This is a genomic window from Mucilaginibacter xinganensis (assembly GCF_002257585.1).
In the GTDB taxonomy this organism is placed as follows: domain Bacteria; phylum Bacteroidota; class Bacteroidia; order Sphingobacteriales; family Sphingobacteriaceae; genus Mucilaginibacter; species Mucilaginibacter xinganensis.
In genome coordinates this window covers 1,303,471-1,330,173 of the sequence record NZ_CP022743.1, presented here as the reverse complement: position 1 = coordinate 1,330,173, position 26,703 = coordinate 1,303,471, and the positions used below count along the sequence as shown (strand labels likewise).

Here is a 26,703-nt window from a genome sequence, read left to right as displayed (position 1 = left end):
AAACCACCATACTTTATGATCATAAAACCGGCGGCTGTGCGCCGAAAACCCACTCATCGGCCAGTTTCAATTCGTCGCGCAATATAGTGTGCGGGCGGCCTTTATAAACCTGCAGTTTAACATTGGCATTCTGCTCTTGCAACTGCTGAACGCTGGCCTCCACACGGGCAAGCGGCACATGCGGATCAGGATCGCCGGTTGTGATGAGCACTGGCGTACCCGCAAAGCTACCCCGGTAATTACTTTTATTTAATTCTTCTCCAATAAGCCCACCTGTAAATGCAACTGCGCCACCGTACCGCATTGCGTTGCGCGCAATGTATTCCAGCGTTAAGCAGGCTCCCTGTGAAAACCCCAGGAAAAAGATCCTTTCGGCCGGAATGCCAGCCGCAAGGATCTCTTCTACTACCTTCCCGATAACTTCCAGCGCACTGTTAAGCGCCGGTTGATTACTTGCATCCGGGGCCATAAAGCTGTGGGGATACCAGCTGTTTTTGCTGGCCTGTGGGGCGTAAACAGCAAATTCGTTCACATTTTTCAGTTCACCTGCCAGGCCTAGGATATCTGCTGCGCTTCCACCACGGCCATGCAGCATAATCAACGCGCCTGTGGCTTTACCGGCAGGCGCACCTGCCGATATATAATTTTTTTGATGAGTGTACATACTTAAACTAATTTAGGCAATGAAGATTCCAGTTTCGCGCGGTACTGTTCATACTGTGGTGGCAGCATCAAATGGGTACCCAACTGATCTGCCGGTTCATCTACTGCAAACCCCGGATTATCTGTAGCCAGTTCAAACAATACACCACCCGGTTCGCGAAAATAAAGCGAATAGAAATAGTTACGGTCTATTTTATCGGTAATATGTAATCCCAAAGCGGCTATCTTATCCCTGTATTGCATTAATACTTCTTCATTCTTAACCCTGAAGGCCACGTGGTGAACAGAGCCCCCGGCAACATGCCCTGCAACTTCTCCGGCTACTTCAACCAGGTCAACAATAGCGGCATTTTCAACAGTATCGGTTATAAAACGGTATCGGTTAACGTGTTGCTCCAACAGGCGATAGCCGAACACCCCAGTCAGGATATCAGCTGTAGGCTGCATCTTGTTGGTGGTAATGGTAATATTATGAAAGCCTTTGGTAGCATTTATCGCTTTCACCTCATCTGTTTCCCAGGGAAGGCGGTTATCTGCCGTTTTTGAAGCGGTTAGTTCAAGTTTCAACCCATCCGGATCAAGCACCGTAAGATAAGGTTCACCAAATTTTTCAGAAACTTTGTTATAGATCACATTGTTGGCCTCAAAACGTTTCAGCCAAAAATCAAAGCTGCCTTCAGGAACTGAATAACCGATCTCTGTGGCCTGCCGGGCACCTCTTCTGCCTGCGGCAATCTCGCCCCATGGAAAAAAAGTAAGAATGGTACCGGGTGTACCCTGTTTATCACCGTAATATAAGTGATAGGTATCCGGATCATCAAAGTTTACCGTTTTTTTAACCAGGTGTAAACCTAATACCCGGGTGTAAAAATCATAATTCTTTTTGGCATTGCCGGCAATGGCTGTGATGTGATGGATGCCGTTAATTGTATTTTCCATGATGCTTGTATTTATTCCTCGTTTTAAATTTATAGTACAAAATTAGCATACCAAATGCCTGAAAAACTTGATGTAGAACAAGAAATAAAACGGGAAAGATCCCTTATCATGGTAAACTTAAATGGAACTATATATTTATGAGGTTAAAATAAACGCAAATTATTCAAATCCGATTTTTAAGGATTTGAGTAGCAATAATACCTGCAACTACGCCAGGCAGGGATTAGAATCTGACGAACTTTAAAATAAAATACTAAGGGCTATATTTAAACACCGATAAGGCTGACCACTTTATTAACAAGTGTATCCATTTCAAATGGTTTTTCTAAAAAATCGTCAGCCCCGCTATCCAGGGCAGATTGCCTGACATCGCGACTGGCTGAGATCATCAATACGGGAATATCTTTTGTTAACGGGTCGCTTTTCATCTGCCTGCAAATATCACGGCCGTCTATGCCTGACATCCAGATATCCAGCAGCAGCAGATCGGGCCTGTTTTGTATGGCATCGGGTACCTGTTTACCGTCCCGCGTTTTGCTTACTTCATAGCCCATCACTTCCAGCATAAGTGAGGTGGCATCTACAATGGCTTCGTCGTCGTCGGCTATTAATATTTTCTTTAGGGTATCTGGCATAACGGCTTATTGTACAATTATCGGAACTTTTTTTTGATGAATTTAAATACTTAATTGTTTTACCGGCAAAGAAAAACAGAAAGTGGAGCCCTTTCCCTCTACAGAGGTTACCCAAATCTTACCGCCCAACCGGTTGATGATCTCGGAAGAAATGTACAGACCCAACCCCAATCCCGGAAAGGTGTATTCCTGCGTACCGCTTACCCGGTAAAATTGTTCAAACACTTTATCCTTTTTTTCGCTGCTTATCCCAATACCAAAATCCTGCACGCAAAGCTTAGCTTCGCCATTATAGTCTTCAGTGTAAATTATAATCTCATTAGCTTCAGGCGAGTATTTAATGGCATTGGTGAGCAGGTTAGTGATTACCTGGCTGATACGGTCACGATCACCGGTTAATTCTTTTTTAAAACTTAATGCCTTTTTTATCAGGTGCTTGGTGGTGGTTGGTTGTACATCCTCTATCACTTCTTCAACCAACTGGTTAAAATCAAAGGTCTCGTAGTTAAACTGAAGCCGGCCGGCGCTGATCTTGGTTACATCCAGCAGGTCACCAACAAGGCTGTTCAGGCGATTTATTTGCCGGTTCATCTTGCCCACCAAGTCGGCATTCCTGTTATCGCCCGAGCGGAGAAACAATTTTTGCATTACCTGGGCATAAGCTTTTATGCTGGTTATGGGCGTCTTCAATTCATGGCTGGCTATTCCAAGAAAATCATCTTTCTGTCTCTGCAGTTCCTTTTGCTCGGTAATATCTGTGTTTGTTCCGTACCATTTAACAATTTCGCCTGCTTCATTTCTAAGCGGCAAGGCCCTTACCAGCCACCAGCGGTACTCTCCTTTTTTATCTTTTATCCTAAATTCTATCTGGTAAGGATTACCTGTTTGCAACGATTCGCTCCATGCAGCCAGTGCCGCAGGCAGATCATCCGGGTGCAATCCGTTCGCCCAGCCCGTCCCCAGGCTATCTTCAAGGGCTGTTCCGCCACGCTCATTCCAGCGCTGGTTAATATAGTCCAGGTTGCCGTCGGGCTTACTGGTCCAAACAACAGAAGGTACCGAATCAGCCAGGAAATTGAGTTCCTGCACTGTATTTTGCAATTCGGAATTCCGTTCATCCAGTGCTTTGCGAAACGTCAGCTCCGGTCGCAAGTCACGGGCTATCCCTGCAAAAGCCACAGGTTTCCCGGTAAATTCATCACAAATAATAAAAAGTTGCTTATGAATCGGGATAATCTCGCCCGTTTGTTGATGAACCAATTCCAACGGTCCGGACCATCGGCCATCCGTTAGCAGTTGCGGCAAAATCACTTCGTGGATCACGCGGCTTGAATCGGCTGAATGGTAGGCAAACATATTGCTTCCTTTTATATCCTGCTCCTTAAGGCCAATCAATTGCCTGCCGGCGGCGTTCATATATAACGTTCCGCCATCCAGGTCGCAGTAGTTACAGAAATCTTCGCTTATGTCAACAATGGTAGCCAATAACTTTAATTCTGCCTTTGCTTTAATTTCCGGGCGCAAATCGCGGGCATTGGCGCCCCTCCCTATTACTTCACCAGTTTCCGGGTCGCGAATCAGCATATAGCTCACTTCGCAGGGAATAGGTTCCTTTGTTATCTTGTTTCTTAACGTGATGAGGCCTTTCCAGCCATCTTCTTCCGTTATTTGTTTAAGAATGGTATTTTGAACACGCGCTAACTCTTCAGCGTCGTAAAAGTCTTTGGCAGACAACAGCGTAATATCCTCGGTTTCCAAAACGCCAACCAGGTGTTTTGCCGCATGATTCATATAGATCAGCTGGCCGGACATATCTGCTATCGTCATATGATTGGCGTTATCATCCACCAGTCTTAATAACTGCCTTTCCCGCTGCCTGGCATGCACTTCTTCTGTAATATCATATACCGTACCTGCAAAGCGGTACGCTAAGCCTTCCCCGTTAAAGTAGGCTTTGCCCTTACAATGCACCCAGCGTAAGCGGCCATCTTTTTGACCTATGGTGCGGTAACGGATATCATATTGATCATCAGCTTTTGGGTTAAGTGCATTTATGACCGCCTGGCGTACCGCCGGTTCATCAGCAGGGTGAATGCAGCTCAGCGCAGCATCATAAGGTATGTGTTCATCCCCGGCAAAGCCGAACAACTCCCGGCATCGGGCGTCCCAGCGAACGGTATTATTTAACGTATCCAAGTCCCATGTACCTGTTCCGGCCGAGGATAACGACAGGGTTAACCATTCTTTCGTATCCGCAAGTTGGTTTCTTGCTTCCACCATTTGTGTTATATCAACCGCAGTATGAAAAATATAAGCTATTTTCCCGTCTGGCCCGGGAATTGGCTTGTAAGTAAAATCGAAATAAAATGTACGAAGTTGTCCGTCGCGCAATAACTCAGCCTTAGACTCCCGGGTTTCGTAGGTTTCACCAGTTTGAAATACATTTTTCAGCAGGCCGATAAAAGGCTGCCCCTCAAGTTCCGGCAATGCCTTTTCAAGCGGCTTACCAATTACGGCCGCATCCCTGTCCCAAAGGTTAAGCATTAGCTGGTTAACCATACAGATAGTAACATCAGGGCCTGTATAAATGGCGGTTGCCACCGGCGATGCCTGTATCAGGGCGTTAAACTGCTGCGCTTCCGCAAAAGGGTTTGTCATTAAACTAATATTTTTGCTAAAAATATGCAAAAAATAAACTACCCCGGAACCTTTTAACAGGGCAATATTTTAAATTAAATTTCTTACAGTAACATCAATACGCTGAAAACCCATACATTTTCGGGGCCGGGCTTAATGGTTTGTGCGCTTAATAAAAACGGGGTAAAAGCAATTAAAGCAGTTATAAGAAAACGGTTGAACATTGCTGCTGGTTTTATAATCGATAAAAGAAGGAAGACTAAAGTAACTCCTTTTTTGCATAATTGGTAATGATGATTATGTGCGGGATGTTGACTCCAGTTTTATATTTTTGCAGAATGACGGACCAGGAGTTAATCACATTTTTTGAATCGGCAGCATTACCCGAAACACTTAGGATAGACCGGGCAACAACCCAACTGGATGTTAAGGGAGCAGTGGAGAGAAACATAGGAATGATGCAAAGCAGCCCAAAAGACGGAAATGCAAAACACCGGCTAATGCAAATCAGGCATGCGCTTGAAAACCCTTACAGCGGGCCGGCCATACCAAAGCTTTGATCAGTAGATCTTAAGAATCAGGCAGGTCTCACTGCTTCCAGGCCGTGCCTAAATTAAGTTCGAGGTTACCAATGCGGATGATTTCTTTGAAATATGGAAACATAGAAGGTTTTTAAGTTTGTATGCTATGAACGTACAAAACAATAAGCAGCTTGCCAGTGCTTAATTTAAAGTGTTACCGCCTTTTAAAGGTACTGCCTATGCTGTGCGTATTGCCGGGCACAACGGTGTATTTTATGCTGACTGTATTGCCTACATCAACGCCGCCCAAAAAACCAACAAAAGCGGTTACCTGGAGTATGATATGCCCGGGCTGCAGTGTTACCGATAAGCGATCGTCAAATGTGCCGTTTTCGATAGTGATGCTGATAAATGCCGGAAATGCAGTTACTTTTCCCGCAGGCCAATTGGTAGTTAATCCAATCTTTGCCACAAATTTCTCAAAATTGGTTCCATATACCAACACCAGGCCTTTGTCTATAACATCCTGGGTAATAGCAGGTGCAGGAACATCCCATTGGTACCAACTTATAAGGTAATTAGGATCAAAATCAGAAGTGGAGGTTGCAGGGGTTATCCAGTCTGAGTAGTATGCGTTTGTTGCGCCCTGGGCTCCGGTAGCACCTGCGGAGCCTGTTGAACCCTGGGAACCAGCTGCTCCGGTAGCGCCTGCAGGGCCCGTATTCCCCTGCGGCCCCACCTGCCCGGTTCCTCCTGCCGGGCCGGCAGGCCCCACATTCCCGCCTTTTATACATGAAGCAAGCAGCATTACAGCGGTAAACAGATAGCGGATCTTTTTCATGATATATAAGTTTTACTTTTAAAAAGATGACTGGATTAAGTGACCCATATCAATAAAAATCACTGTATAAGGGTCCATTAGTCAGGTAAATGCAGTGCCTCTTTTACTTGTGTATAGTTTTTAATATTAATGCTGCCCATGCTATGAACAATATTTCCGGGTATTATTAAATACCTGTACGTAATTGAGATATGTGTATTATCCCTGTCAAACTCATATAAGTTGGTGTACGTCATGGTAAGCACAATATTTCCGGGTGTGGCATCCGCTGTCCATTCCATGAATACCAGCGCCCCGGTAACGCCGTAATGGGTTTCAAAGGGGAAAGTATTAATGGTTGTGCCGTCGCTTTTGCAGTATACTACTACCAGCCCGCCGCTCAGCACACTGGCCGTAATTTCCGGGACCGGAACATGCCATATATCTACGCCGGGTTGGGAAACATTATCAAAAAAATCATTGGTTGCAACCTTCCAGTCAGAATAAATTGCGGTTACCGTACCCGGAACACCGGTAGCACCTTTCGGGCCGGCGGGGCCAGTTGGCCCCCTGGGGCCGGTTGGGCCGGGTACACCTGCAGGCCCGTTAACTCCAGCTATCCCTTGTGGTCCGTTAGGCCCCGCAGGGCCAATGCCGCCGTCTTTGGCACAACCGGCGAAAATAGTCAGGAAGACGAGAGCGAAAACGTAATATTTTCTCTTCATGATAAAAAAAATTATGATGAATACATCCCCGTTGCAGAAAGGCATCAATATTACAGTCCCTTTTTATTTGCTTACAATTTGCTTAACATGCTTATTTTTATTGGTACTGCCGGTAATATGTGTATTGCCGTATGCTACAATATACTTTATGCTAATTGTGTTGCCGGCATTATAGTTACCGTCAAAAAAACCTGCTGCTTCTGACACCTCTACCAGAATATGCCCCGGCTGGATATATGATGACCAGGAAGAGGTTAACGAGGAGGAGCCGTCAATTACAAAGCCGATATCAACAGGGAATGTGGTTATTTTGCCCGCAGGCCAATCGGTGCTCATGAAATCTGGTCTTGTTAAAAATTTCTCAAAACCGGTTCCGTACACAAACACTAATCCTTTATCCAAAGCATCCTGGGTAATTTCAGGGGCAGGAATATCCCATGCAGGTCCGGAGGAGGTTGCCGGGGTTATCCATGCTGAATAAAAAACATTGGTTGTTGCCCCTCTGGCACCGGTGGGCCCCGCCGGGCCAGTTGGTCCAGCGGCACCTGCAGGGCCGGTAGCTCCTGCAGGGCCTGTATCGCCCGGTTGGCCCGCCGGGCCTTGTGCTCCCTGCGGGCCAGCAGGGCCAACAGCGCCGTCCTTTACACAGGAAGTAAGCAATATTGCAACAATAAAAGCGAACAGGTAATGAATTCTTTCCATGATAGATGAATTATATTGATCAAAAACATTTTACTAATTGGGCAGGTGCAACGTGTGTTTTAAATGATCATAGTTGTTCATATCAGCGCTGGCCGATAACCGGCTATTTCCAGGTATGGCGATATATCTAAGGCTAAATAAATCAGGCATGGTAACGGTATTATTGCTATAAGTTACCATGGCAATATGAATGACACCCTGTTTTACGGCTGCGGTCCAGGTGTCTCCATTAACCGCAATAGGAAATAAACCCACCCTTCCTGCTGACCATACTTGCTCACTGTAAAAGTTATTTAACCCGGCACCATAAACTGCAACCTTGCCTGTTTTTAAAACAGCTTCCGTAAGCTGCGGTGCCGGAATGTCCCAGGTACGTTCAGTTAATCCATTAGTTGATTTAGTGATACCCGGCCCGGAAGGTGACATCCATGCAGAATAGATGATAAGCACACCACCCGAAGGACCGGTTGGACCAGCGGGACCGGCCGGACCCGCTGGTCCCTGGGGGCCAGTGGCACCTGGAGGGCCCTGGGCACCCGGCGAGCCCTGCGGGCCTTGCGGACCAGCCGGACCCTGGGGGCCTGTAACGCCATCCTTTGCACATGAGGCAAGCATTAAAACCACAAAAGCTAATAGGTAATGGATCTTTTTCATAATAACGTATTTATTAATCTTCAGATTTAAAGCAAAAAATAAAAACAGGCGTTCCTCGACTTCAGTTTGGCAAATGCAGCACCTGCTTTACCCGGCTATAATTATTAATATTAATACTGCCCATGCTATGAACAACATTATCAGGTACCACCACATACCGGTAAGTAATAGTGATGTGTATATCTCCCGCCTGGACATCGGGAAGTATAATTGGATACGCCATTGTAAGCGTAATGTGTCCGGGGACAATATCTGCGTTCCATGTTTGTGTAATTGATGAGCCGCCAGCCGGGTAGGAAGTTACAAAAGGAAAGGCATGGGGGTAATCGGTAGCTACCTTGGCATACACCACAATCAAACCATTACTGATCGCGCTGGCGGTTACAGCCGGTGCCGTTATGTGCCAGGTATCCAGGCCCGATTGATCCTGAACCAGGTAAGTATCATTTGCGGCGGTTACCCAATCAGAATACATAACAGTAAGTGTACCTGTGGCGCCGGTCGGTCCAGTCGGGCCGGCCGGACCTGTTGGTCCTGTTGCCCCTATGCCACCGGGAACGCCGGCCGGCCCGTCAACTCCCTGAGCACCCTGCGCGCCGTTGGGACCTGTTGGCCCAACACCACCATCTTTAGCGCAGCCGGCAACCATCATCACACCAATTAAGGCAAGTAAACAATGAATTTTTTTCATGCGAAACAGGTTTTATAGGTAAATATTTAGCAGGGGCACTAAATCGGCAATAGTTCGGGAGAACATCGTACATTTTCACTTATCAATTTAAAAATCAACAAGCAAAAAATTATTATGCAATGTAAGCAATATATAACTGATTGTCAATCCGTTAAATCACCTTTTTTTAAACAGGTAGTTAACCTTTACCGGATCGGCAGGTTTGTTTGCTGTATAGTGGGGTGAATATCGGATGATGAACTTTTTATCCGGCTCAAAAAACAGCGTCCGGTTTTTTATCACCCATAACAAATACGAGGATACCGCCATTCATTAGGGTCTTGTGCGGGATATAATTCATTTTATATTTTACCCCGTTAAGGCTGATACTTTGGACATACTTATTTGCTGCCGACAGGTTTTTAGCTTTGACAGTAAAGGTTTTTTTTCCAGGTAAACTGATAGTTACACTTTTTAGCAACGGTGCCCCGAAAATGTATCTGCCATCAGCAGGGTTAACGGGATAAAAACCCATCGCTGTGAAAACATACCATGCCGACATTTGTCCGCAATCGTCATTGCCAGACAGGCCATCAGGCTTATTTACATAAAATTCATCTGCTATCTGCCTCACCAGCTGCTGCGTTTTTGCCGGGTTACCGGCCATTGTATATAAATAAGCAATATGGTGATTCGGTTCGTTGCCATGTGCATACTGGCCAATAAGGCCGGTAACATCAAGGGTTGATCCCTTTCCAAAAACCTTCGAATCCATGGTAAACAATGAATCTAATTTTTCACTAAAGCGCTTTTTTCCACCCATCAGGGTAATCAAACCGGGAACGTCCTGCTGTACCTGCCAGGTATATTGCCAGGCATTACCCTCGGTATAGTCGCCGCCAATAGCCAGTTGCCCGCTATCCAGGTTGGCAAAAGGCCGTACCCAGTTGCCATTTGAAAGCCGCCCGCGCATCAGGTTGGTCGATTTATCAAAAAGGTTGACATAAAATTTTGACCTTTTTATAAAATATGCATAATCGGCCTGCTTATGCAGTACAGCCGCTAATTGAGCGGCGCACCAGTCATCGTAGGCAGCTTCCAGCGTTCGTGACACCGCTTCGCGTTTTACGGTGTCTGACGGCAGGTAACCATAACGCAGGTAAAGGCCCCAGTTATATTTTGGGTTTTTATTTTGGGTAAGCGTTGCCTTTATCGCCGCATATACCTTCTCCTTATCAAAACCCCTGATCCCTTTCATACTGGCATCCACCATAACCGGAATAGCGTGATTACCGATCATTGCATAACTCTCTTTGCCCCAAAGCGTCCATACCGGCAGCAGGTGCACCGCGTTAAAATGCTGCAGCATGCTTTCAACCATCTGCCCATCTTTATCCGGGCAAATAATGGTGTAAAGCGGATGGGCGGCACGGTAGGTATCCCATAATGAAAAAGTAGAATAAAAAACCTTATCGACCGATTGATGGACCAGGCCATCGGCTCCGCGATATTTACCATCCACGTCAGCAATATTATTTGGCTGGATCAGGGTATGGTAAAGGCTGGTATAAAAAGTGATCTTCTCCTGTTTTGTACCTTCTGCTTTAAGCTTGCCCAGATATTGCTCCCACGTCTTTACAGCATCCGTCCTGACAGCATCAAAGCTTTTACTAAGCGTTTCATTAAGGTTTGCGAGGGCTCCTTCAACGCTTACCCCCGAAATTGCCACCCGTGCTTCAACCGTTTCGCCGGGTTTGCTATCAAAATCAATAACAAGGCGGCGGTGCGTATCGCCATCAATAAAATGCGAACCAGTGATAGCTTTACTAAACCTTGCCACAAAAAACACTTTCTTATCTACCCATTGGCTGGTGTAAGCATAACCGCTGATATTATTTTTATTGATAGTAATAGCACCTTCAGATACATGGTTTTCCAATTCCTCCTTACTTTCAACCAGCCCGCTTTGCAGATCGATCAGCATATGAGCCGCCCCCCCTGCTAAATAAGTATAACGGTGCACGCCGGTGTGTGCCGAGGCGGTAAGCTCTGCCCTGATGTTATTATTACTTAATACAACTGTGTAATAACCGGGTGATGCTTTTTCTGTTGATTTTAAAAACCGGCTGGTGAATTGCGCCGGCTGGTTGCCCTGGTATGGAAAAAACAACACGTCGCCAAGGTCAACGCCGCCGGTGCCACTGAGATGCGTATGCGCAAAACCTGTTATTGTAGTATCTTCATACCGGTAACCTGAGCAATAGTTCCAGCCGAAATTACCAGTTTCGGGGCTCAGCTGCACCATACCAAAAGGAACAGTGGCCCCCGGGAAGGTGTGCCCATTGGCCGAGGTCCCGATAAAAGGATCAACATATTGGTTTACCGATTGCGCTTTAATACCGCTGGCTAAAATTACCAGCAGCAGAGCTATAATTATTCTTTTCATTGTACTAAACTTTAAGCCCATATTATGCCGGACAAAACGCGGCGTCATGCTTTGGGTGTTTTTATTATTTAACATGAATTCGATATACACATCTATGGAACACTCTTATTATCAGTTACTTATATGTGTTTTTTTATTCGAAAAAAGCAAACTAACTGATAATCAATATGTTTCACTTTGTCCCGGCTGTTCCGCATGCAAAAATGGAACGCTTTACGGCGTGAATACACAAACTTACCTCATCTAAAACTACGGCTGCACGCGGTTACAGAGAAGTTTAGGTCGAAATCACATTATTTATACGCCAACGTCTTTTTTAAAACCACATCCTCTGCTGACCGGGCTATCATTACATCAAAAATACCCGGTTCTGTTACTTCCTTCATGTCCAAATTCCAAATGGCTACATCCCCGGGCTTTATAATAAATTTTACATTTTTGGTCTCGCCCGGTTCCAGGCTGATCTTCTCAAAGCCTTTCAATAAAATTACAGGAGTAGTAACAGAATTCACCTTGTTACCCAAATACATTTGTACTACTTCCTTCCCTGCTATTTTACCCGAATTGGTTACATCCACAGAAACCGTTACCCGCTCATCTTTACTAAAAACAGGCGCTGAAACCTGCATATTGCTGTAAGCAAACGTGGTATAGCTTAAGCCAAAACCAAAAGGGTAAAGTACCCCTGTTGATGAAAAAACATAATCCTGTCCGGGTTTTTCAGGGGTGCCGGGGTTATGATAAAAACCTTTGTTTGAATTTACATGGTTATAAAAAACAGGTATATGCCCAACCGACTGGGGGATAGATACATTTAGCCTGCCTGAAGGGTTTACCTTGCCAAAAAGAATATTCGCGATAGCGCTCCCGCCTTTTTCGCCGGGGTACCAGGCCTCAATAATGGCCGGGATATTTTCCTTTTCCCAGCCAATGCTCCAGGGGCGGCCATGTACCAAAACCAGTATCACCGGTTTGCCGGTTTTATAAACGGCCCGTAATAACTCGCGCTGTACGCCGTCCGGATTAATATCGGTAACGTCATAGCCTTCGCCGCAGGTAAAAGGATCCTTTGGTTCGCCTTCGGGGGTATGCCCGTTCCATCCAATACCTGAAAAAACCACGCTGGTAGTACCCAATACCACTACAATTGCATCGCTGTTTTGAGCAGCTTTAACAGCTTCGGCAAAGCCGCTTTTATCATTGCCAGATAATGCGCAACCTTTGGCATAACTGATCTTTATCCTGTCGCCTGCCAGCTGTTTAATTCCGTTAAGCACCGTGGTGCCCGAACGGCTATCGCGGGTTGAGCTGTAATCGCCATATTGTACCTGGTTGGCATTGGGGCCAATAACAGCAAGCGATTTTAAACGCCCGATATTTAACGGCAACAATTGCTTTTCGTTTTTTAACAGGATGACAGATTCCTCTGCAATAGTTTGTGCAAGGGCAATATGCTGGGGGGTATGTACCCGATCTTTTAATCTGGCGGTATCCGGCAGCAGTTTTTCAAACAAACCGGCTTTAAATTTCACTGTAAGGATACGTGCAACGGCGCTATCAATGTCCGCTTCTTTTACCCGGCCGGCTTTAACCAGGTCCGCGAGCTTATCGTAAGTATCAGGGCTGGGAGCCTCCAGGTCAACCCCGGCCTGCAGGCCTCTTATAGCTGCATCGCCGGGGCCTGCAGCTATGTGGTGAAAAGTGTATAACATTTTCAGGCCCTCGTAATCTGAAAAAACATAACCTTTAAAACCCCATTCCCTGCGCAAAACCTGCTTCAATAAAAAGTTACTGGCATGGGCAGGCACTCCGTCAATTTCGTTGTAAGCCGGCATTACCGAATAGATATTTGCCTGTTGAACGGCATCCCTGAAGGGTGGTAGAAACATCGATCTTAGTTCCCTTTCACCCACCGAAGCCGGTGCCAGGTTAATGCCCGCCACCGGGATGCTGTAAGCCGCAAAATGCTTTGCCGTACACATCAGCTTATCTTTTGCAATACCATTTATACTTTGTGCTGCATCGCCCTGCATCCCGGTTACAAAAGCGGTTCCCAGGCGGCTCACTAAATACGGGTCCTCCGCATAACACTCCTCTACCCTGCCAAAGCGCGGATCGCGGATGAGATCAAACAGAGGTGACAGCGCCTGGTCAACTCCGGATGAAGATGCCTCATAGGCCACAACCGACGCCATTTGTTTAACTATAGCTGGGTTCCAGGTGCTTCCCAAAGCTATAGCCTGCGGAAAAATGGTTGCCCCTGATGCCAGCTGCCCATGCAGGCACTCCCCTATTTGAATGGGCGGGATACCCAGCCTGGTTTTTTCGCGAGCATATTTTTTGGCGGCAATTGATTGCGCAGCAATTTCATTTATGGTTACAAACGGACTTTCGCAAACGCCGTAACCCAGCGGATTGTTCAGCGAACCTTTAAGTGAGCTCATACTCATTTGCGCCACCTTTTCTTCCAGCGTCATGCGGCTTAGTAAGTCTTTTACGCGTGCATCTATACTTGCACCGGCATCTTTATATACCTGCGCCCCGGCAGTTACCGTACAGCACAGTGCCGTAAGAAATAAGGCCCATTTTTTTATCATAAAGGTTACATGTGGTATAAATAGGCACCCGGATCAAGCACCTTGCCCCCGACCGTTTGCAGTTGTAAAAGGTTTTGGGTACTGTTGGTATCATCTGCCAAATAATAGCCCCGAATAGCGTAGTACCCTTTTTTAAGGTGCAGCAATGCTTTTTGCGGTTCAACATACCGATTTCTTTCGCGGTCCATTACTTTGGCATTACCCAAAAATAGCAGCGGGCTTTCCTCAAAACCGGTAGTTAACTGGTAATCATCCTCCGTATCAATTTTAATAAATCCGTTTACCTTAACCCAATTAAAAAGAGGGCTGCCCGCAGGCGCGGCAACTAAGGGCTGCGGAAAGCTGAGTATGCCTGCTGCTGCCGGTGCTATGGTATCCAGCTTTCTATAGCTTACCTCTTTGGTTTTATAAAGGGAAAAATTTAACCCCGGCTGAAGGTTGCCTATGCTGTCATCAGCATCAACTACTACGTGTTTTACCATTTCCCTTTGCAAAATATGCTGATGGCCAAGCAACCAGGTGGTGTATGCCGAAAGCTTTAGGGTATCGGTAAGCGCCTCGTCTATTTTTAGGGGGAAACCGGCAGCTGCTGCTGTACTATCGGGCATTTTTCCGTTGATGGAGTAGCGAACCTGCGCGCCCTTTAGCGGATAATTTAGTACGAATGAATAATGGTCATGGTTGGTATAAACATCGGCCATATTTTCAATATTGGGCAGTCTGGCGTTAAGTCCCCACAATTTAAAAAGGCCGTATTGCATGTTCAGCTTATCGGCAAACCTGCCAATGTCCTTGTTTTCTTTGGCCGTCCAGCCCAGCTCGGCGACTGCCAGCGCGCGTGGGTAAACCATGTATTCCAAATGTTTAAGATTGGGCACTTTTTCGGCCCAGATATTGCCTTGCACGCCCATTATATATTTGGCGTCGCCGGTACTCAGTTGTTTTGACTGCGGCTCGTAATTATAAACCATTTGCCAGGGCACCGGGGGATTCCAGCCAATCGGCTCCAGACTCTCATTAGCCTGGGGTGCATCAAAATACATGTAAGGGAGCGGTGTCATCACTACGGGATGGTGCATTTTGGCTGCGGCTATTCCGCCGGCTTCTCCTTCCCAGCTCATTACCGTTGCCGACTCGGCAAGGCCGCCCTGCAGGATCTCGTCCCAACCGACCAACTTTTTATTTTTCGAAAGCAAGAATTTTTCTATCCTTTTTATAAAATAGCTCTGTACCTGCTCCGGCCTGGTAAGGCCCTCCTTTTTCATCAGGGCAACGGCTACCGGACTTTTCAGCCAATCCACAACTTCCGCCTCATCGCCACCGATATGGATGTACTGGTTTGGAAAAAGATCAATTACCTCGGTAAGCACATTTTGCATAAATGTAAAGGTACTATCGCCCGGGTCAAGCATGCGCACCCGGTGTTTAGCGCCGGTTGAGTCTTTACAACCCAGCCATGGGTAAGCAAATATGGCAGCTTCGCTATGCCCCGGCATTTCAATCTCGGGCAGCACCGTAACAAAGCGCTCTTTTGCATATTTTAAAACCTCCCGAATATCGGCTTTTGTATAAAACCCATCCCGGCCCCCATCAATCAAATTATCCAGCTTGCGAAACTTCCCCTGTTTTTCGTAAAAGCTGATCTTTGAACCAACATCGGTTAAAAGCGGGTATTTATCAATCTGAATTCGCCAGCCTTCATCGTCTGTTAAATGCCAGTGAAACACATTGAGCTTATAATGCGCCATCACATCAATATATTTCTTCACCTCATCTACCGTAAAAAAATGACGGCTTACATCAAGGCTCAGGCCGCGCCACTGAAACCGCGGCTCATCGACTATTTCACATGCTGCCAAACGGAAAGGCGCGGCACCATCCTGGGGCAAAAGCTGGATAAGCGATTGAATGCCGTAAAATATGCCATTACTATTGCCTGTTATTTTTATCGATGATCTACTAATATTTAAAAAGTAATCGCCTTTTGTACGGTTTGAATCCAGCAGCAGGTAGATGGCAGCAGCCGTTGGTTTTATCCGCACTTTTAAATGCAGGTTGTAGTTTTTTGCAAGATAGCTTTGGAGGTAAATAGCGGTAGCTTTATTATCCGCATCAATGCCTATCACCATATTGTTCTTTAAAGTAAAGGTGCCGGGTTTAGGGGTAAGTCTAAGCGGCTGCGGGATGATATGGAATTGAGCATTAACCGTAAAACATAAACACATCAACAGCAAAGCTGTGATTGCAGCGGCAAAATTTTTAGGGGAGCTATTTTTATTCCGGACCATGGCTTTATGGTTAGTTTATTTTTTTACTGTTTGAGCACCGCATACCCAATACCTGCGCAATGTTAGCTTAGGCTTTTTTAGGTTTCACTATTTTAAGTTTATATACAAAGTGATAATTGCCTGAGCCTGCGGTTAACTGCTCATCATTCCCCACATTTTTAATATTGCTTAACTCTTTCACTGTGTTTATGGCTGTGCCGCTTTCGGTAACATCGCCATCAACCAGTGGCAAAATAATTTGTGCGGTTGTGTTTGGCGGCACGGTTATATCAATTGTAATATTCCCGCTATCAACGCTCCACGCCGACCTTATTTTACCATACTCTGTTTCCAGTTCACCATCGGCATATTTTAGTTTGCCGCCAGGATATGGGCTGATGATCATTTTTTTAAAGCCTGGTGCTGTTTCATCGGTATTTATGCCGGCTATAACGCTGTACATCCAATCGCCAATGGCACCGTAAGCGTAGTGGTTAAAAGAATTCATTCCGGGATCCTCAAAACTGCCGTCAGGTTTTATGCCGTCCCAGCGTTCCCAAATGGTTGTGGCGCCGTGTTTAACGGGGTATAGCCATGACGGGTATGATTCATTCATCAGCAGGTCATACGCCCTGTCAGTAAAACCAAAGCGGCTTAGCACATGGCAGATGTAAGGTGTGCCTAAAAAACCTGTGGTAATATGGCCGTCATAACTATCAATATTTTGTACTAGCCTTTTAGCAGCCGACTCGCGCAGGTTTTCAGGCAACAGATCGAAATTAAGCGCCAGCACATAGGAGGTTTGGGTACCCGAGATCATGCGGCCATTAGGGGTTACATACTCACTCATAAATGCTTTTTTTATATTGATGAGCAGCTGAATGTATTTTTTAACATCGTCATCCTTATCCAGTATGCGGGCGGCATTAATGAGCAGTTGGGTTGAGTAGGCGTAAAATGCCTGTGCTATCAAATTTTTATCGGTATGCGCTGCGCCGTCCTCATAGTCCGTTCCGGCATAAAAAAGCCAGTCGCCAAAGTGGTTCCCGGTATCCCAAAGGTTGTTGCGCGTATGCTGCTGAATATAGGTTACCCAGGCTTTCATACTTTCATACTGCTGCCGCAATACCTGCTTATCGCCATAGGCTAAGTAAATATTCCATGGCGCTATGGTTGCCACATCGCTCCAGCCCGACGCCGCCGAATACGTTGAATCCAGCACGTTTGGTATTACGTAAGGCACCGCACCATTTTTAACCTGGTCTGCCGCCAGGTCCTTTAGCCATTTGGTAAAAAAGGCGGCTACGTCCATATTAAAGGTGGCTGTTCGGCAAAACGCCTGTGCATCTCCAGTCCAGCCCATGCGTTCATCCCGCTGCGGGCAGTCGGTAGGTATTTCAATAAAATTACCCTTTTGTCCCCATAAAATATTATGCTGCAGCTGGTTAATCAGCGGGTTTGATGTACTGAACTTGCCCGTTTGATCCATGTCTGAATACAATGCATAGGCTACTAAATTGGTTGAGTCAATGGGGCCGGTATAACCTTTAATTTTCAAGTACCTGAACCCCTGGAAAGTAAAATGAGGTTCATAGGTCTCCGCCGAATCACTTTTGAAAATATAAGTAATCTCCTGCTTTGCAGTCCGCAGGTTTTTAGTGTAAAAGTTTCCTTTCTGATCAAGCACTTCAGCATGGTATAGCTTTAAGGTATCGCGGGGTTTACCTTTCAATTTAAACTGTACCCAGCCCACCAGATTTTGTCCAAAATCAACTACGCGGTCTCCTTCGGGTGTTGTTAACACTTTAAGTGGTACAAACTTTTCCTGTTTACGTACCGGCGGTCCAACAGCTGCAATCAAATGATCTTTGATCAGGTCGTTTTGTTTAACGGGTTCCCAACTGTCGTCCTTGTAGGCAGCGGTTGCCCAGCCATTTTTCTCTTTGGTAGCATCGTACACCTCGCCATTAAAAAACGAAGACGACCTGACAGGGCCATAGGCTACTTTCCAGCTTTTATCTGAAACAAAAACCTGGCGTTTGCCATCGGTATAAAGTACTTCAAGCTGAAACAGGAGCGCAAGTTTTTTTCCATACACATTTTTCTTACGGTCATAGGTATAGCCACGGTACCAGCCGTCGCCAATGGTTACTCCAAACGCATTTGCCCCCCTTTGCAGCTGGCTGGTAATATCATAAACCTGGTATTGCAGGCGTTTGTTGTAGCTGGTGAACCCTGGTGCAAAATAATCGTCGCCAATACGTTTGCCGTTCAGCTGCGCTTCATAAAGGCCGTGAGCCGACAAGTATAAATGTGCTGATTTTACTTTGTGTGCCAGCAAAAAGACCTTGCGAAACATAGGGCTCGGCCCTCCGGTGGTATCCTGTTCATCGTTGCTCTGAATCCAGTGTGCGGCCCAGTCATCAGGTTTAAGAAGCCCCATTTTCCATGAGTTCACCTGGCTCCAGGGCGATGCCTGGTTTTTATTGTTCCAAACCCGAACCTGCCAGTAAACTTTTTGACGGGATGGCAACGGGCGACCTCCGTAATAAATGTGAACAGACTGATCAGAAAGCACCCTGCCTGATGTCCAAACAAGGCTGCGGCCTTTTGTTAGTGATGCAGCGTTAATGCCCACCCTGATCTCGTATGCAGTTTGGTGTACATTCCTGTCAACGGTAATCAGTTTCCAGCTTAAGCGCGGGTTTGTTACATCAATTGACATGGGGTTTATTTTATACTCGCAACTCAGGTTATCGGCCCTGAAAGCTATAGGAATAGCTTTTTTTGCCCATACTACGCAGGGTATAAACATCCAGATCAATAAGACAGTGCCCAGACACGACTTTTTTCGATCACCCTTCACTAATAAAATCATACTATGAAACGGTATTGTGCTAATTATCCGGATTAATATACGAAATTATTGCAGCCCCCTGACAAGGAGGTTGAAAGGGAGGCTGCAAAATATTTTAATGCTCCAGGTTTTGCTCATTTAAAGGGTACTGGAACAGCAAGCGGATATTGGTATATGCTGCTGAATTTATGTTCCAGTAATCAGCTTTCGACGCCCTTTCGCTGGCGGCATGCGCCGTCATAACCTGCACCGCTTTACCTGTACGCAACAGGTCAAACCAGCGGTGATTTTCAAACGCAAGCTCCACCTGCCTTTCGTGCGCAATGGCCGCGCGGAATGCTTCCTGGTTTGGTACACTTAATGATGCATCCTCGTTTGAAACCGTTTTATCGGCAAGGCCGGCACGTTCACGTACCAGGTTTAAGTATTTAAAAGCTTCGCCTCCGCCTGCAAAGCCCTGCTCGTTAAGGCACTCGGCAAGCATCAGGTAAACATCGGCATAACGGTAAACCGGGAAATCATTGGCAGTTATGTTTTGCACTGCACCCTGGCTCACATATTTTTTTATAAAAGGCAGATCATTACCATATTCGTCTGAAGTAAAATCAACCAATGATGCATCTCTCCGGTTATCGCCATCTTCATAAGCGTTTACCATGTCCTGCGTAGGGATGTTCCAGCCGTTCAGCGCGCCGTTCTGGATCTCAAAGCCGGTAATGTCGGTATCGTAATAATCCCATGGAATAAACTGGTCAACAAAATCGCTGCCCAGCCCGTTTGAACCTTCCTGGTATTGGATCTCAAAGATAGATTCAGGGCTGTTTTTTGTGTGGATGTCAAAGTTATCGGCATAATTGGCGTTCAGGCTGTAAGCATTTGATGCAATAACAGACCGCAGCAAAGGGACAGCAAGATCATATTGATGCAAAGTCATGTAAACTTCTGCAAGCATAGTCTCTGCGGTGCCTTTGGTTACCCTGCCCTTGTCAGCATCAGCGGCATATTTTACCGGAAGCTTTGCAATGGCATCCTGGGCATCAGCAATTATAGCTTTGTAAACATCGGCAGCCGGAGCTCTTTTTGCAACTTTATAAGCATCAGCAACTGATTGTACTTCGGTAAGCACCAGCGGCACATCGCCAAACATGCGTACCAGGTTAAAATAGTTAAATGCACGCAAAAAGCTGGCCTGCCCTTCAAACTCGGCAGCAGTTGCAGCGTCCAACTTTGCTGCGGGCAGCCTGCCTAAAATAGCATTACAGCGGCCTATTCCTGTGTAAGATGCGTCAAAAAAGCCCTGTACATACTCATTATTTGCAATCTCCCTAAATTCATCAATCTCTTCTTTTGGTGTTCCGGAGCGGTCATTAGGGTCGTATTCGTACGAAGTGTTATCAGACCTCATTTCACCCATCGCCCAAAATGGACCATTATACAAACCCTGCAACGGCTGGTAAGCCCCGTTTACAGCCTGTTTAAACTGATCAGGCGTTTTAAAAAAATTACCCGCATTTTGCGTATCTGTAGGCTGAAGGGCCAGGTAATCTTTTTTACAGCCTGCTATGCTTATCGCAATAAAAAAGAGAAACAGATATATATATTTTTTCATGTGTTTTGCTATTAAAATTTTAACCTACCGAACCATTTTAAATTAGAAGGTAACGTTGCAGCCTATTGAATAAACAGCCGAAACAGGGTAACCTGTAAAATTTACATTTGGTGAAAGTGACCTGTTACCCTGTTGCCCATCAATACCAACCTCGGGGTTGCCGCCTTTATATCCGGTTATTAGTATGGCGTTTTGTGCGCTTAAATAAACCCTGAAATTTTTACTGAACTTTGTTTTAAAGCTATATCCTAAACCAATATCCTTAAACATTAAATAAGAGTTGCTCTCTACCCAATACGAAGGATAATAGTCTCTTGCCAGGTTTGTGTTTGACGTTGTGGTTGGCAACAGCCCCGCACCGGGCTGGCTTTCAGAACGCCAGCGCTGCGCCACCGATTTCTCTACGTTAAACACGCCATCCAGGTTGGTGGTAAACTGTTTGTACATATCAAATACGTGCCCCCCAACTGAACCTGCTGTAACCACGTTTAAATCAAAGTTTTTATAACTGAAATGGTTATTAAAGCCAAACGTGAATTGCGGCCAGGGGTTGCCGATGATTGTTTGGTCGTTACCATCAATCACATGGTCGCCGTTGATGTCTTTGTATTTAATATTACCGATGGTTTCGCCGTCAAAGTGAGGGCTTTTATCAAGGTCGGCCTGGTTTTGGATGATCCCGGCAAAAATGTAACCGTAAAACTGTCCCAGCGGCGAACCTACTTTGGTTATACTGGTTGGGTTATCATTGGCTGGCGCATCTAAAATAAACGGTGTAGGCCCCAGGCTGATCACCTTGTTGCGGTTAAAGGAAACGTTAAAGTCCGATGACCAGTTAAAGCCACTGCTTACAATGTTTTTTGTGGTTAAAGTAAACTCCCACCCCCTGTTGCGCACATTACCAACATTTGAAAGGGCGCCGCCGTAACCCGAAACCGTAGGTACAGGAATAAATTGCAGCATATCCTGTGTATAGCGGTTATAATACTCTGCAATTAGATAAATACGGCCCTTTAAAAGCGATAGGTCTGCCCCAATATCAAGCTGGCGGGTGGTTTCCCAACCCAGGGCAGTGTTACCCAATTCGGTTAATGATTTACCGGGAGCAATCACGCCGCCAAAAGTATAATTGGTTTGGCTAACGGATGGCACATAATCATAGTTGCCTACATTATTGTTGCCTGCAAGGCCATAGCTGGCGGTAAACTTCAGTTGGTCTATCAGGTTTATTTTCGGGAAGAAAGATTCGTCAGAAATGCGCCAGCCACCGGATACGGACGGAAAGGTGCCCCAGTTATGACCAGGGGCAAACCTTGATGAACCGTCGCGGCGGATAGATGCGCTGATTAAATATTTGTCCTTAAATGAATATTGTGCTCTGGCTATTAATGATTGCAGGCGCCATTCTTCGTCGCCCGCACTCGCCGTTACTATAGTTGCGTTACCAACAGAGTGGATGGCATCATCAGCATAACCAGTACCATAAGTTAAACGGTTGTGCGAGGTTTCCTGCTGTATAGAATAATCGCCCAGGAGGGTTAAGGTATGATCGCCCCAGGTTTTTTTATAGTTAACACTGTTTTCATTGAGCCAGTTAAATGAGTTTGATGAGTTGAATGATCCGATAGCTTTTGCCTGTGTACCATCGTGATTGGGCACGTTAAATGCCCCAAGGAACGATGGCCGGAAATAATCACCGGTGCTATTCTGGTAGTCAACCCCGAAAGTTGATTTAATATCGAGACCTTTTATTACCTGCCAGTCTGCGTAAAAATTGGCAAGGGTTCTAAATTGGGTGTATTTGTTCGTAGTATTTACGAGTTCGCTCACCGGGTTGGCATTTTGAAAAGTACCGGGTGAACCCACAATATTTGTATATGACCCATCGGGTTGTTTTACGGGTGTGAGCGGGCTTTCCAGGTAAGCCTGGCTTAACACCGCCTGGTCAAAATGCCCATCAGTTTGCTGCAGATTGCGCAGGCTGTAGGTCGGCGCTATACTTAGCCCCATGGTAATATTTTTTGCCACATTGGCATCCATGTTTCCTTTTATGGAGTAACGCTGAAAACCGGTATTCAGAACGGTCCCCTGCTGATCAAAGTAACCAACAGAAAACAAGGACCGTACTTTTTCGGTCCCGTTGGAAACGGTTACATCGTAATTTTGCATAGGTGCTTTACGGGTAACCGCGTTAAACCAGTCTGTACCTTTGCCGTACTGTGAGGGATTGCGGTACTCAACCGGAACATTGTTGATGTCAAAAGTTTCGCCAGCTGCGGCTGCGGCGTCCTGGTACGACTCTAAACGCCACTGTGCAAATTCTCGGGCATCCATTACCTGCAACTTGCTCGACGGCAAAATACGCTGCATCCCTGTAGAAGTATTTACGGTGATATTTGACTCGCCTTTTTTTGCCCGTTTGGTAGTGATTAAAATAACACCGTTTGAACCGCGCGAACCATAGATTGCGGTTGAAGCGGCATCTTTTAAAACGCTGATATTTTCAATATCATCCGGATTAATGGTACTCAAAGGGTTTGAATACTGGTCAAAGCCTGGAGAGATTGGAAAGCCGTCAATTACATATAACGGGTCATCGCCTGCACCTACTGAACCTGCACCGCGAATGTTTATAGAAACACCGCCGCCGGGAGTTCCCGTCACCTGGTTTACGGTAACACCGGCCAGCTGCCCGGCTAATTTCAAATCTATACTTGCGGCCTTAATTTCTTTAATATTGGCCATTTTAACCGTGCCTACTGCACCGGTAACGTCTTTACGCTCCTGGTTGCCGTAACCTATCACCACCACTTCGTTCATCTGGCGACTGTCTTCTTCAAGCGTTATGTTTATTTCTGTGCGCTTATTAACCGGTTCTTCTTTAGTTTTTAAGCCTATAAAGGAGAACACCAGTGTTGCTTCGTCATCAGTGGTTATAGAATATTTTCCGTTACTGTCGCTAATGGTGCCTGAGGTAGTACCTTTAACTTTGATGTTAACACCGGGCAGCGGTAAATGCCCGCTATCGTAAACAACGCCTGTTACCGTAATTTTTGCAGCTGCGATATTTGTACGCATCTCTCCTTTTTTACTGATTACGATGGTTTTGTTTTCAATAACATAAGTAAACGATTGGTTTTTAAAACACTGCGCCAGCGCTTCTGCAAGTGGAGCGTTGGTTAACTGCACCGTGACCGGGGCTGCCTGCTCCACATCCTTATACCGGTAAAAAAAGCCGTAACCACTCTGTTTTTCAATTGCCGAGAAAACTTTCCGGATGGGCGTTTCCTTTACATTAAGGGTAATGGTTTGTGAAAAGCTCTTAGCACTAAGCTGCAAACAGCCAACGATAATTAGTAGTACTGTTATCCTCATAATCAAAAACAGGTTTTGAATTGCTTTTTTTGCGGTAAGAAAAATTTTACCACATAAGTTAAATGTCATAACTTTGAATGTTTTGGTTTATAGTTCAGTTGATGATGTTGTAAACCCATCCATTTGTAACCGGGGAGTGTTGCCGCACTCACCGGTTTTTCATTTATTGGATAAGGGAACTTAGGATAAGTATTTTTAGTGGAGACGTCGAAGTTTATTCATACTCGAAATTTAATAGTGTTTAATTAGTTAATATATTGTTAAGGGGTAACGGTTAAATTCTTATTTTCAAGTTTAAAGTGAACATGGCTCAATTCTAGTATATGCAACACCTGCGATAGTTTTACATTGCGTTCAATTTTCCCTACATACTCATCGTCGGGAATTTTACCTTCATAAGTAACTTTGATATCGTACCACCTTGCCAGCTGATTCATGATTTCCCTGATGCTTGACCTGTCAAATTCAAAATAGCCATTCTTCCAGGCTACCGCTTGTTCCGCATCAACGTCAACAATATTAATGTCGCCGCTTTTAGTTACCCGGCCCTGCTGACCCGGTTTTAACACACTGGCGTGGTTGCCAACAGTTAGCTTTACTGCCCCTTCAAGTAAGGTGGTTTTTATGGCATTCTCATTATCGTAGGCCATTATGTTAAAGTGTGTACCCAAAACCCTAACCTGCATATTATTTACCTTTACCATAAATGGCATGGCTGCATTTTTAGCTACTTCAAAATAAGCCTCGCCGGTTAGTTCAACCGTACGTTCCCTACCTTTAAACGCTGTTGGATATTTTATTGAAGATTCAGAGTTGAGCCAAACTTTGGTGCCGTCGGCTAGTAAAAGCTGATACTGCCCGCCTGCTTTGGTGCTCATGGTATTAAGGGCGCTTACATTTTCGTTTGCAGGTTCATTGGTCTCAGCTGCGTAAGTTACCTGTCCGTCTTTTTCTTTTTTTATGCTGACATTACCTTTTTTTGCCAAAACACCATTTTTTGCCGAATCAAGCACATAAGTCGAGCCATCGGCCAGTGTAAGCGTGGCCCTGTTGCCGCCCGGATTGGCATCATGCTTTACTTGCGATTTGTTAACGACTAATTGTTTATCGGCAGTTTTTTTGCTCACAACATAAAACATACCGCCGGCTGCCAGTAAAAATATGGCTGCGGCTGCCACGCGTTTGAAGGAGAACATGCTGAAAACTTGGTTGTTGCTGCCTTCAGCCGATTGGCGGACAGAATTTTGCAACCTGGCCAGCATCTTGTCTTCCAGCTGTTGTTTGTTACCCAACTTCGTTTCATCCCACTCGCCAGCCGACTGAAAACTATTAAAGTAATTTAACAGCAGTTGTTCCTCTTCTGCAGAGGCCCTGCCATCAAGATACTTTTCAATAAGCCGGTGAAATTCCTGTTGATCCACAAATTTGGGTTTTATGTAGAGAGTAAAAAAAGGACGCTATCCCCTATGCTTATGTAAAAAAATTCAGGGTATTTGTAAATGATCATTTTAGATGAAACTGTCAGTATTATGAAAAGTGTCATTATTCATAGTTCATTATACACTTTATTCAAAGCTTACCATATGAACGCTATCCTGAGATTAAGTTCTCCCGTACCTTAAGACCGGCTGTATTGCTTTGGTTTCATTCCAATATGTTCCATAAAAACCCGTGAAAAATGGCTGAGGTTGATAAAGCCCAGCCTGTAGCCAACGTCCGAAACAGACAGCTTTTCCTCTTTTAGCAGACGGGAGGCCTCTTTCATCCTAAATTCCTGATAATAACTGAAAATACTATTACCAAAAATTTGTTTGAATAAACGTTTCAGTTTAGACGGGCTCATACCTGCGCAAAAGGCCAATTCTTTAATAACCGGAGGATTTTCCAGGTTTAGAAGCATCTGCTCTTTTACTTTGTATATCGCTTGTATGTCGTGATTATTTAAAGCATACAGCTTTTTTTCATCCCGCTTTTCCAGTTCCATCAAGAGCCGGCAAACCATTTCCTCTGCCTTTATCCTCAGAAAAAATAGTTCAAAAATTCCACCAGCGGGTTCAGTTAGCATGTCGTCCACAATTTTTTGAAGGGAGGGATAAATGATTTGTTCAAACAGCAGGGGCTGCGTATTTGCTAACAGGCTTTGCAAAACAGGCGATCTTAAAGCTACATCAAAAAGCCCGTTTAGATAATCGGCATTCACTTCTATATTAATCGTCGCGGTATTGGTGTGGATGGCAATTACATCATCTGTATTGACACGGCTGGTGGCAATCAAAACGGATGGCGTTTCTAATGTTCGGGAAAAAACATGTTGGAACTTAAAAAAAATCATCCGGCCTCCTGCATTCCTGTCGGGATTTTTAATTACCAAATCTTCGTTGAGTTCGTAATTGCTGATCAGTAGCCGGATATATTCATTAAAAACGTATCCGGTACAATAGCCCTTGCCAAACGTTTCAGGGATCTCTAACCTATGGTTTTTTACCTCCGTCCCCAGTGATTGCGCAAAAGCAGAGAGAATATTTGGCACGGTATCTTTTTTCATAAAAATCCTTTACGACTATTTATTAGTCAATAATAGCTATT

18 protein-coding genes are annotated in these 26,703 nt (G+C 45.3%); 1 reads left to right on the top strand and 17 read right to left on the bottom strand.

All coding sequences use genetic code 11. The features are described 5' to 3' along the window. Positions 1 to 19: 19 nt before the first annotated feature. From MuYL_RS05730 to MuYL_RS05715, 4 genes are all read right to left on the bottom strand, one after another. Positions 20 to 664: an alpha/beta hydrolase gene (locus tag MuYL_RS05730; protein ID WP_094569620.1), complete on the bottom strand. Its 645-nt coding sequence runs from the start codon at positions 662 to 664 to the stop codon at positions 20 to 22. Positions 665 to 666: 2 nt separating this feature from the next. After that, on the bottom strand, positions 667 to 1,602 hold the full coding sequence (locus tag MuYL_RS05725) for a ring-cleaving dioxygenase (protein ID WP_094569619.1): 936 nt from the start codon (positions 1,600 to 1,602) through the stop codon (positions 667 to 669). A gap of 266 nt (positions 1,603 to 1,868) precedes the next feature. After that, positions 1,869 to 2,237, bottom strand: coding sequence for a response regulator (locus tag MuYL_RS05720; protein ID WP_094569618.1), 369 nt, complete (start codon positions 2,235 to 2,237; stop codon positions 1,869 to 1,871). 42 nt (positions 2,238 to 2,279) lie between these two features. Further along, positions 2,280 to 4,895 carry a PAS domain S-box protein gene (locus MuYL_RS05715; RefSeq protein ID WP_094569617.1) on the bottom strand — a complete coding sequence of 872 codons (2,616 nt, stop codon included), beginning with the start codon at positions 4,893 to 4,895 and terminating at the stop codon, positions 2,280 to 2,282. 317 nt (positions 4,896 to 5,212) lie between these two features. Between MuYL_RS05715 and MuYL_RS05710 the strand changes: the two genes are divergently transcribed. Then, on the top strand, positions 5,213 to 5,434 hold the full coding sequence (locus tag MuYL_RS05710; protein WP_094569616.1) for a DUF6965 family protein: 222 nt from the start codon (positions 5,213 to 5,215) through the stop codon (positions 5,432 to 5,434). 175 nt (positions 5,435 to 5,609) lie between these two features. Here the strand turns inward: MuYL_RS05710 and MuYL_RS05705 are convergent, their stop codons facing one another. The 13 genes from MuYL_RS05705 to MuYL_RS05645 all read right to left on the bottom strand — a co-directional run bounded on the left by MuYL_RS05705 (position 5,610) and on the right by MuYL_RS05645 (position 26,662). Beyond that, positions 5,610 to 6,236, bottom strand: coding sequence for a hypothetical protein (locus MuYL_RS05705; RefSeq protein ID WP_094569615.1), 627 nt, complete (start codon positions 6,234 to 6,236; stop codon positions 5,610 to 5,612). A 77-nt stretch (positions 6,237 to 6,313) separates the two neighbouring features. Beyond that, positions 6,314 to 6,940, bottom strand: coding sequence for a collagen-like triple helix repeat-containing protein (locus tag MuYL_RS23715; protein WP_262493658.1), 627 nt, complete (start codon positions 6,938 to 6,940; stop codon positions 6,314 to 6,316). A 63-nt stretch (positions 6,941 to 7,003) separates the two neighbouring features. Next, a complete protein-coding gene (locus MuYL_RS05695) occupies positions 7,004 to 7,642 on the bottom strand; it encodes a hypothetical protein (RefSeq protein ID WP_094569613.1) in 639 nt (212 codons plus the stop codon). A gap of 33 nt (positions 7,643 to 7,675) precedes the next feature. Further along, positions 7,676 to 8,296, bottom strand: coding sequence for a collagen-like protein (locus tag MuYL_RS23710; RefSeq protein ID WP_170309727.1), 621 nt, complete (start codon positions 8,294 to 8,296; stop codon positions 7,676 to 7,678). A 61-nt stretch (positions 8,297 to 8,357) separates the two neighbouring features. Then, complete coding sequence (locus tag MuYL_RS23705) at positions 8,358 to 8,987, bottom strand: collagen-like protein (protein ID WP_157740631.1); 630 nt, start codon at positions 8,985 to 8,987, stop codon at positions 8,358 to 8,360. 253 nt (positions 8,988 to 9,240) lie between these two features. Then, positions 9,241 to 11,412 carry a GH92 family glycosyl hydrolase gene (locus MuYL_RS05680; protein ID WP_094569611.1) on the bottom strand — a complete coding sequence of 724 codons (2,172 nt, stop codon included), beginning with the start codon at positions 11,410 to 11,412 and terminating at the stop codon, positions 9,241 to 9,243. 293 nt (positions 11,413 to 11,705) lie between these two features. Then, entirely contained in the window at positions 11,706 to 14,009 is a 2,304-nt protein-coding gene (locus MuYL_RS05675; protein WP_094569610.1) for a glycoside hydrolase family 3 N-terminal domain-containing protein, read from the bottom strand. Between the two features lie 5 nt (positions 14,010 to 14,014). Next, on the bottom strand, positions 14,015 to 16,297 hold the full coding sequence (locus MuYL_RS05670) for a beta-N-acetylhexosaminidase (RefSeq protein ID WP_094569609.1): 2,283 nt from the start codon (positions 16,295 to 16,297) through the stop codon (positions 14,015 to 14,017). A 67-nt stretch (positions 16,298 to 16,364) separates the two neighbouring features. Then, a complete protein-coding gene (locus MuYL_RS05665; RefSeq protein WP_094569608.1) occupies positions 16,365 to 19,091 on the bottom strand; it encodes an alpha-L-rhamnosidase in 2,727 nt (908 codons plus the stop codon). Between the two features lie 157 nt (positions 19,092 to 19,248). Further along, positions 19,249 to 20,742, bottom strand: a complete 1,494-nt coding sequence (locus tag MuYL_RS05660) for a RagB/SusD family nutrient uptake outer membrane protein (protein ID WP_094569607.1) — start codon at positions 20,740 to 20,742, stop codon at positions 19,249 to 19,251. A gap of 42 nt (positions 20,743 to 20,784) precedes the next feature. After that, positions 20,785 to 24,186, bottom strand: coding sequence for a TonB-dependent receptor (locus MuYL_RS05655; RefSeq protein WP_094569606.1), 3,402 nt, complete (start codon positions 24,184 to 24,186; stop codon positions 20,785 to 20,787). Positions 24,187 to 24,377: 191 nt separating this feature from the next. After that, complete coding sequence (locus MuYL_RS05650) at positions 24,378 to 25,538, bottom strand: FecR family protein (RefSeq protein WP_094569605.1); 1,161 nt, start codon at positions 25,536 to 25,538, stop codon at positions 24,378 to 24,380. A 197-nt stretch (positions 25,539 to 25,735) separates the two neighbouring features. Further along, a complete protein-coding gene (locus MuYL_RS05645; protein WP_094569604.1) occupies positions 25,736 to 26,662 on the bottom strand; it encodes a helix-turn-helix transcriptional regulator in 927 nt (308 codons plus the stop codon). Between the last annotated feature and the right edge of the window lie 41 nt (positions 26,663 to 26,703).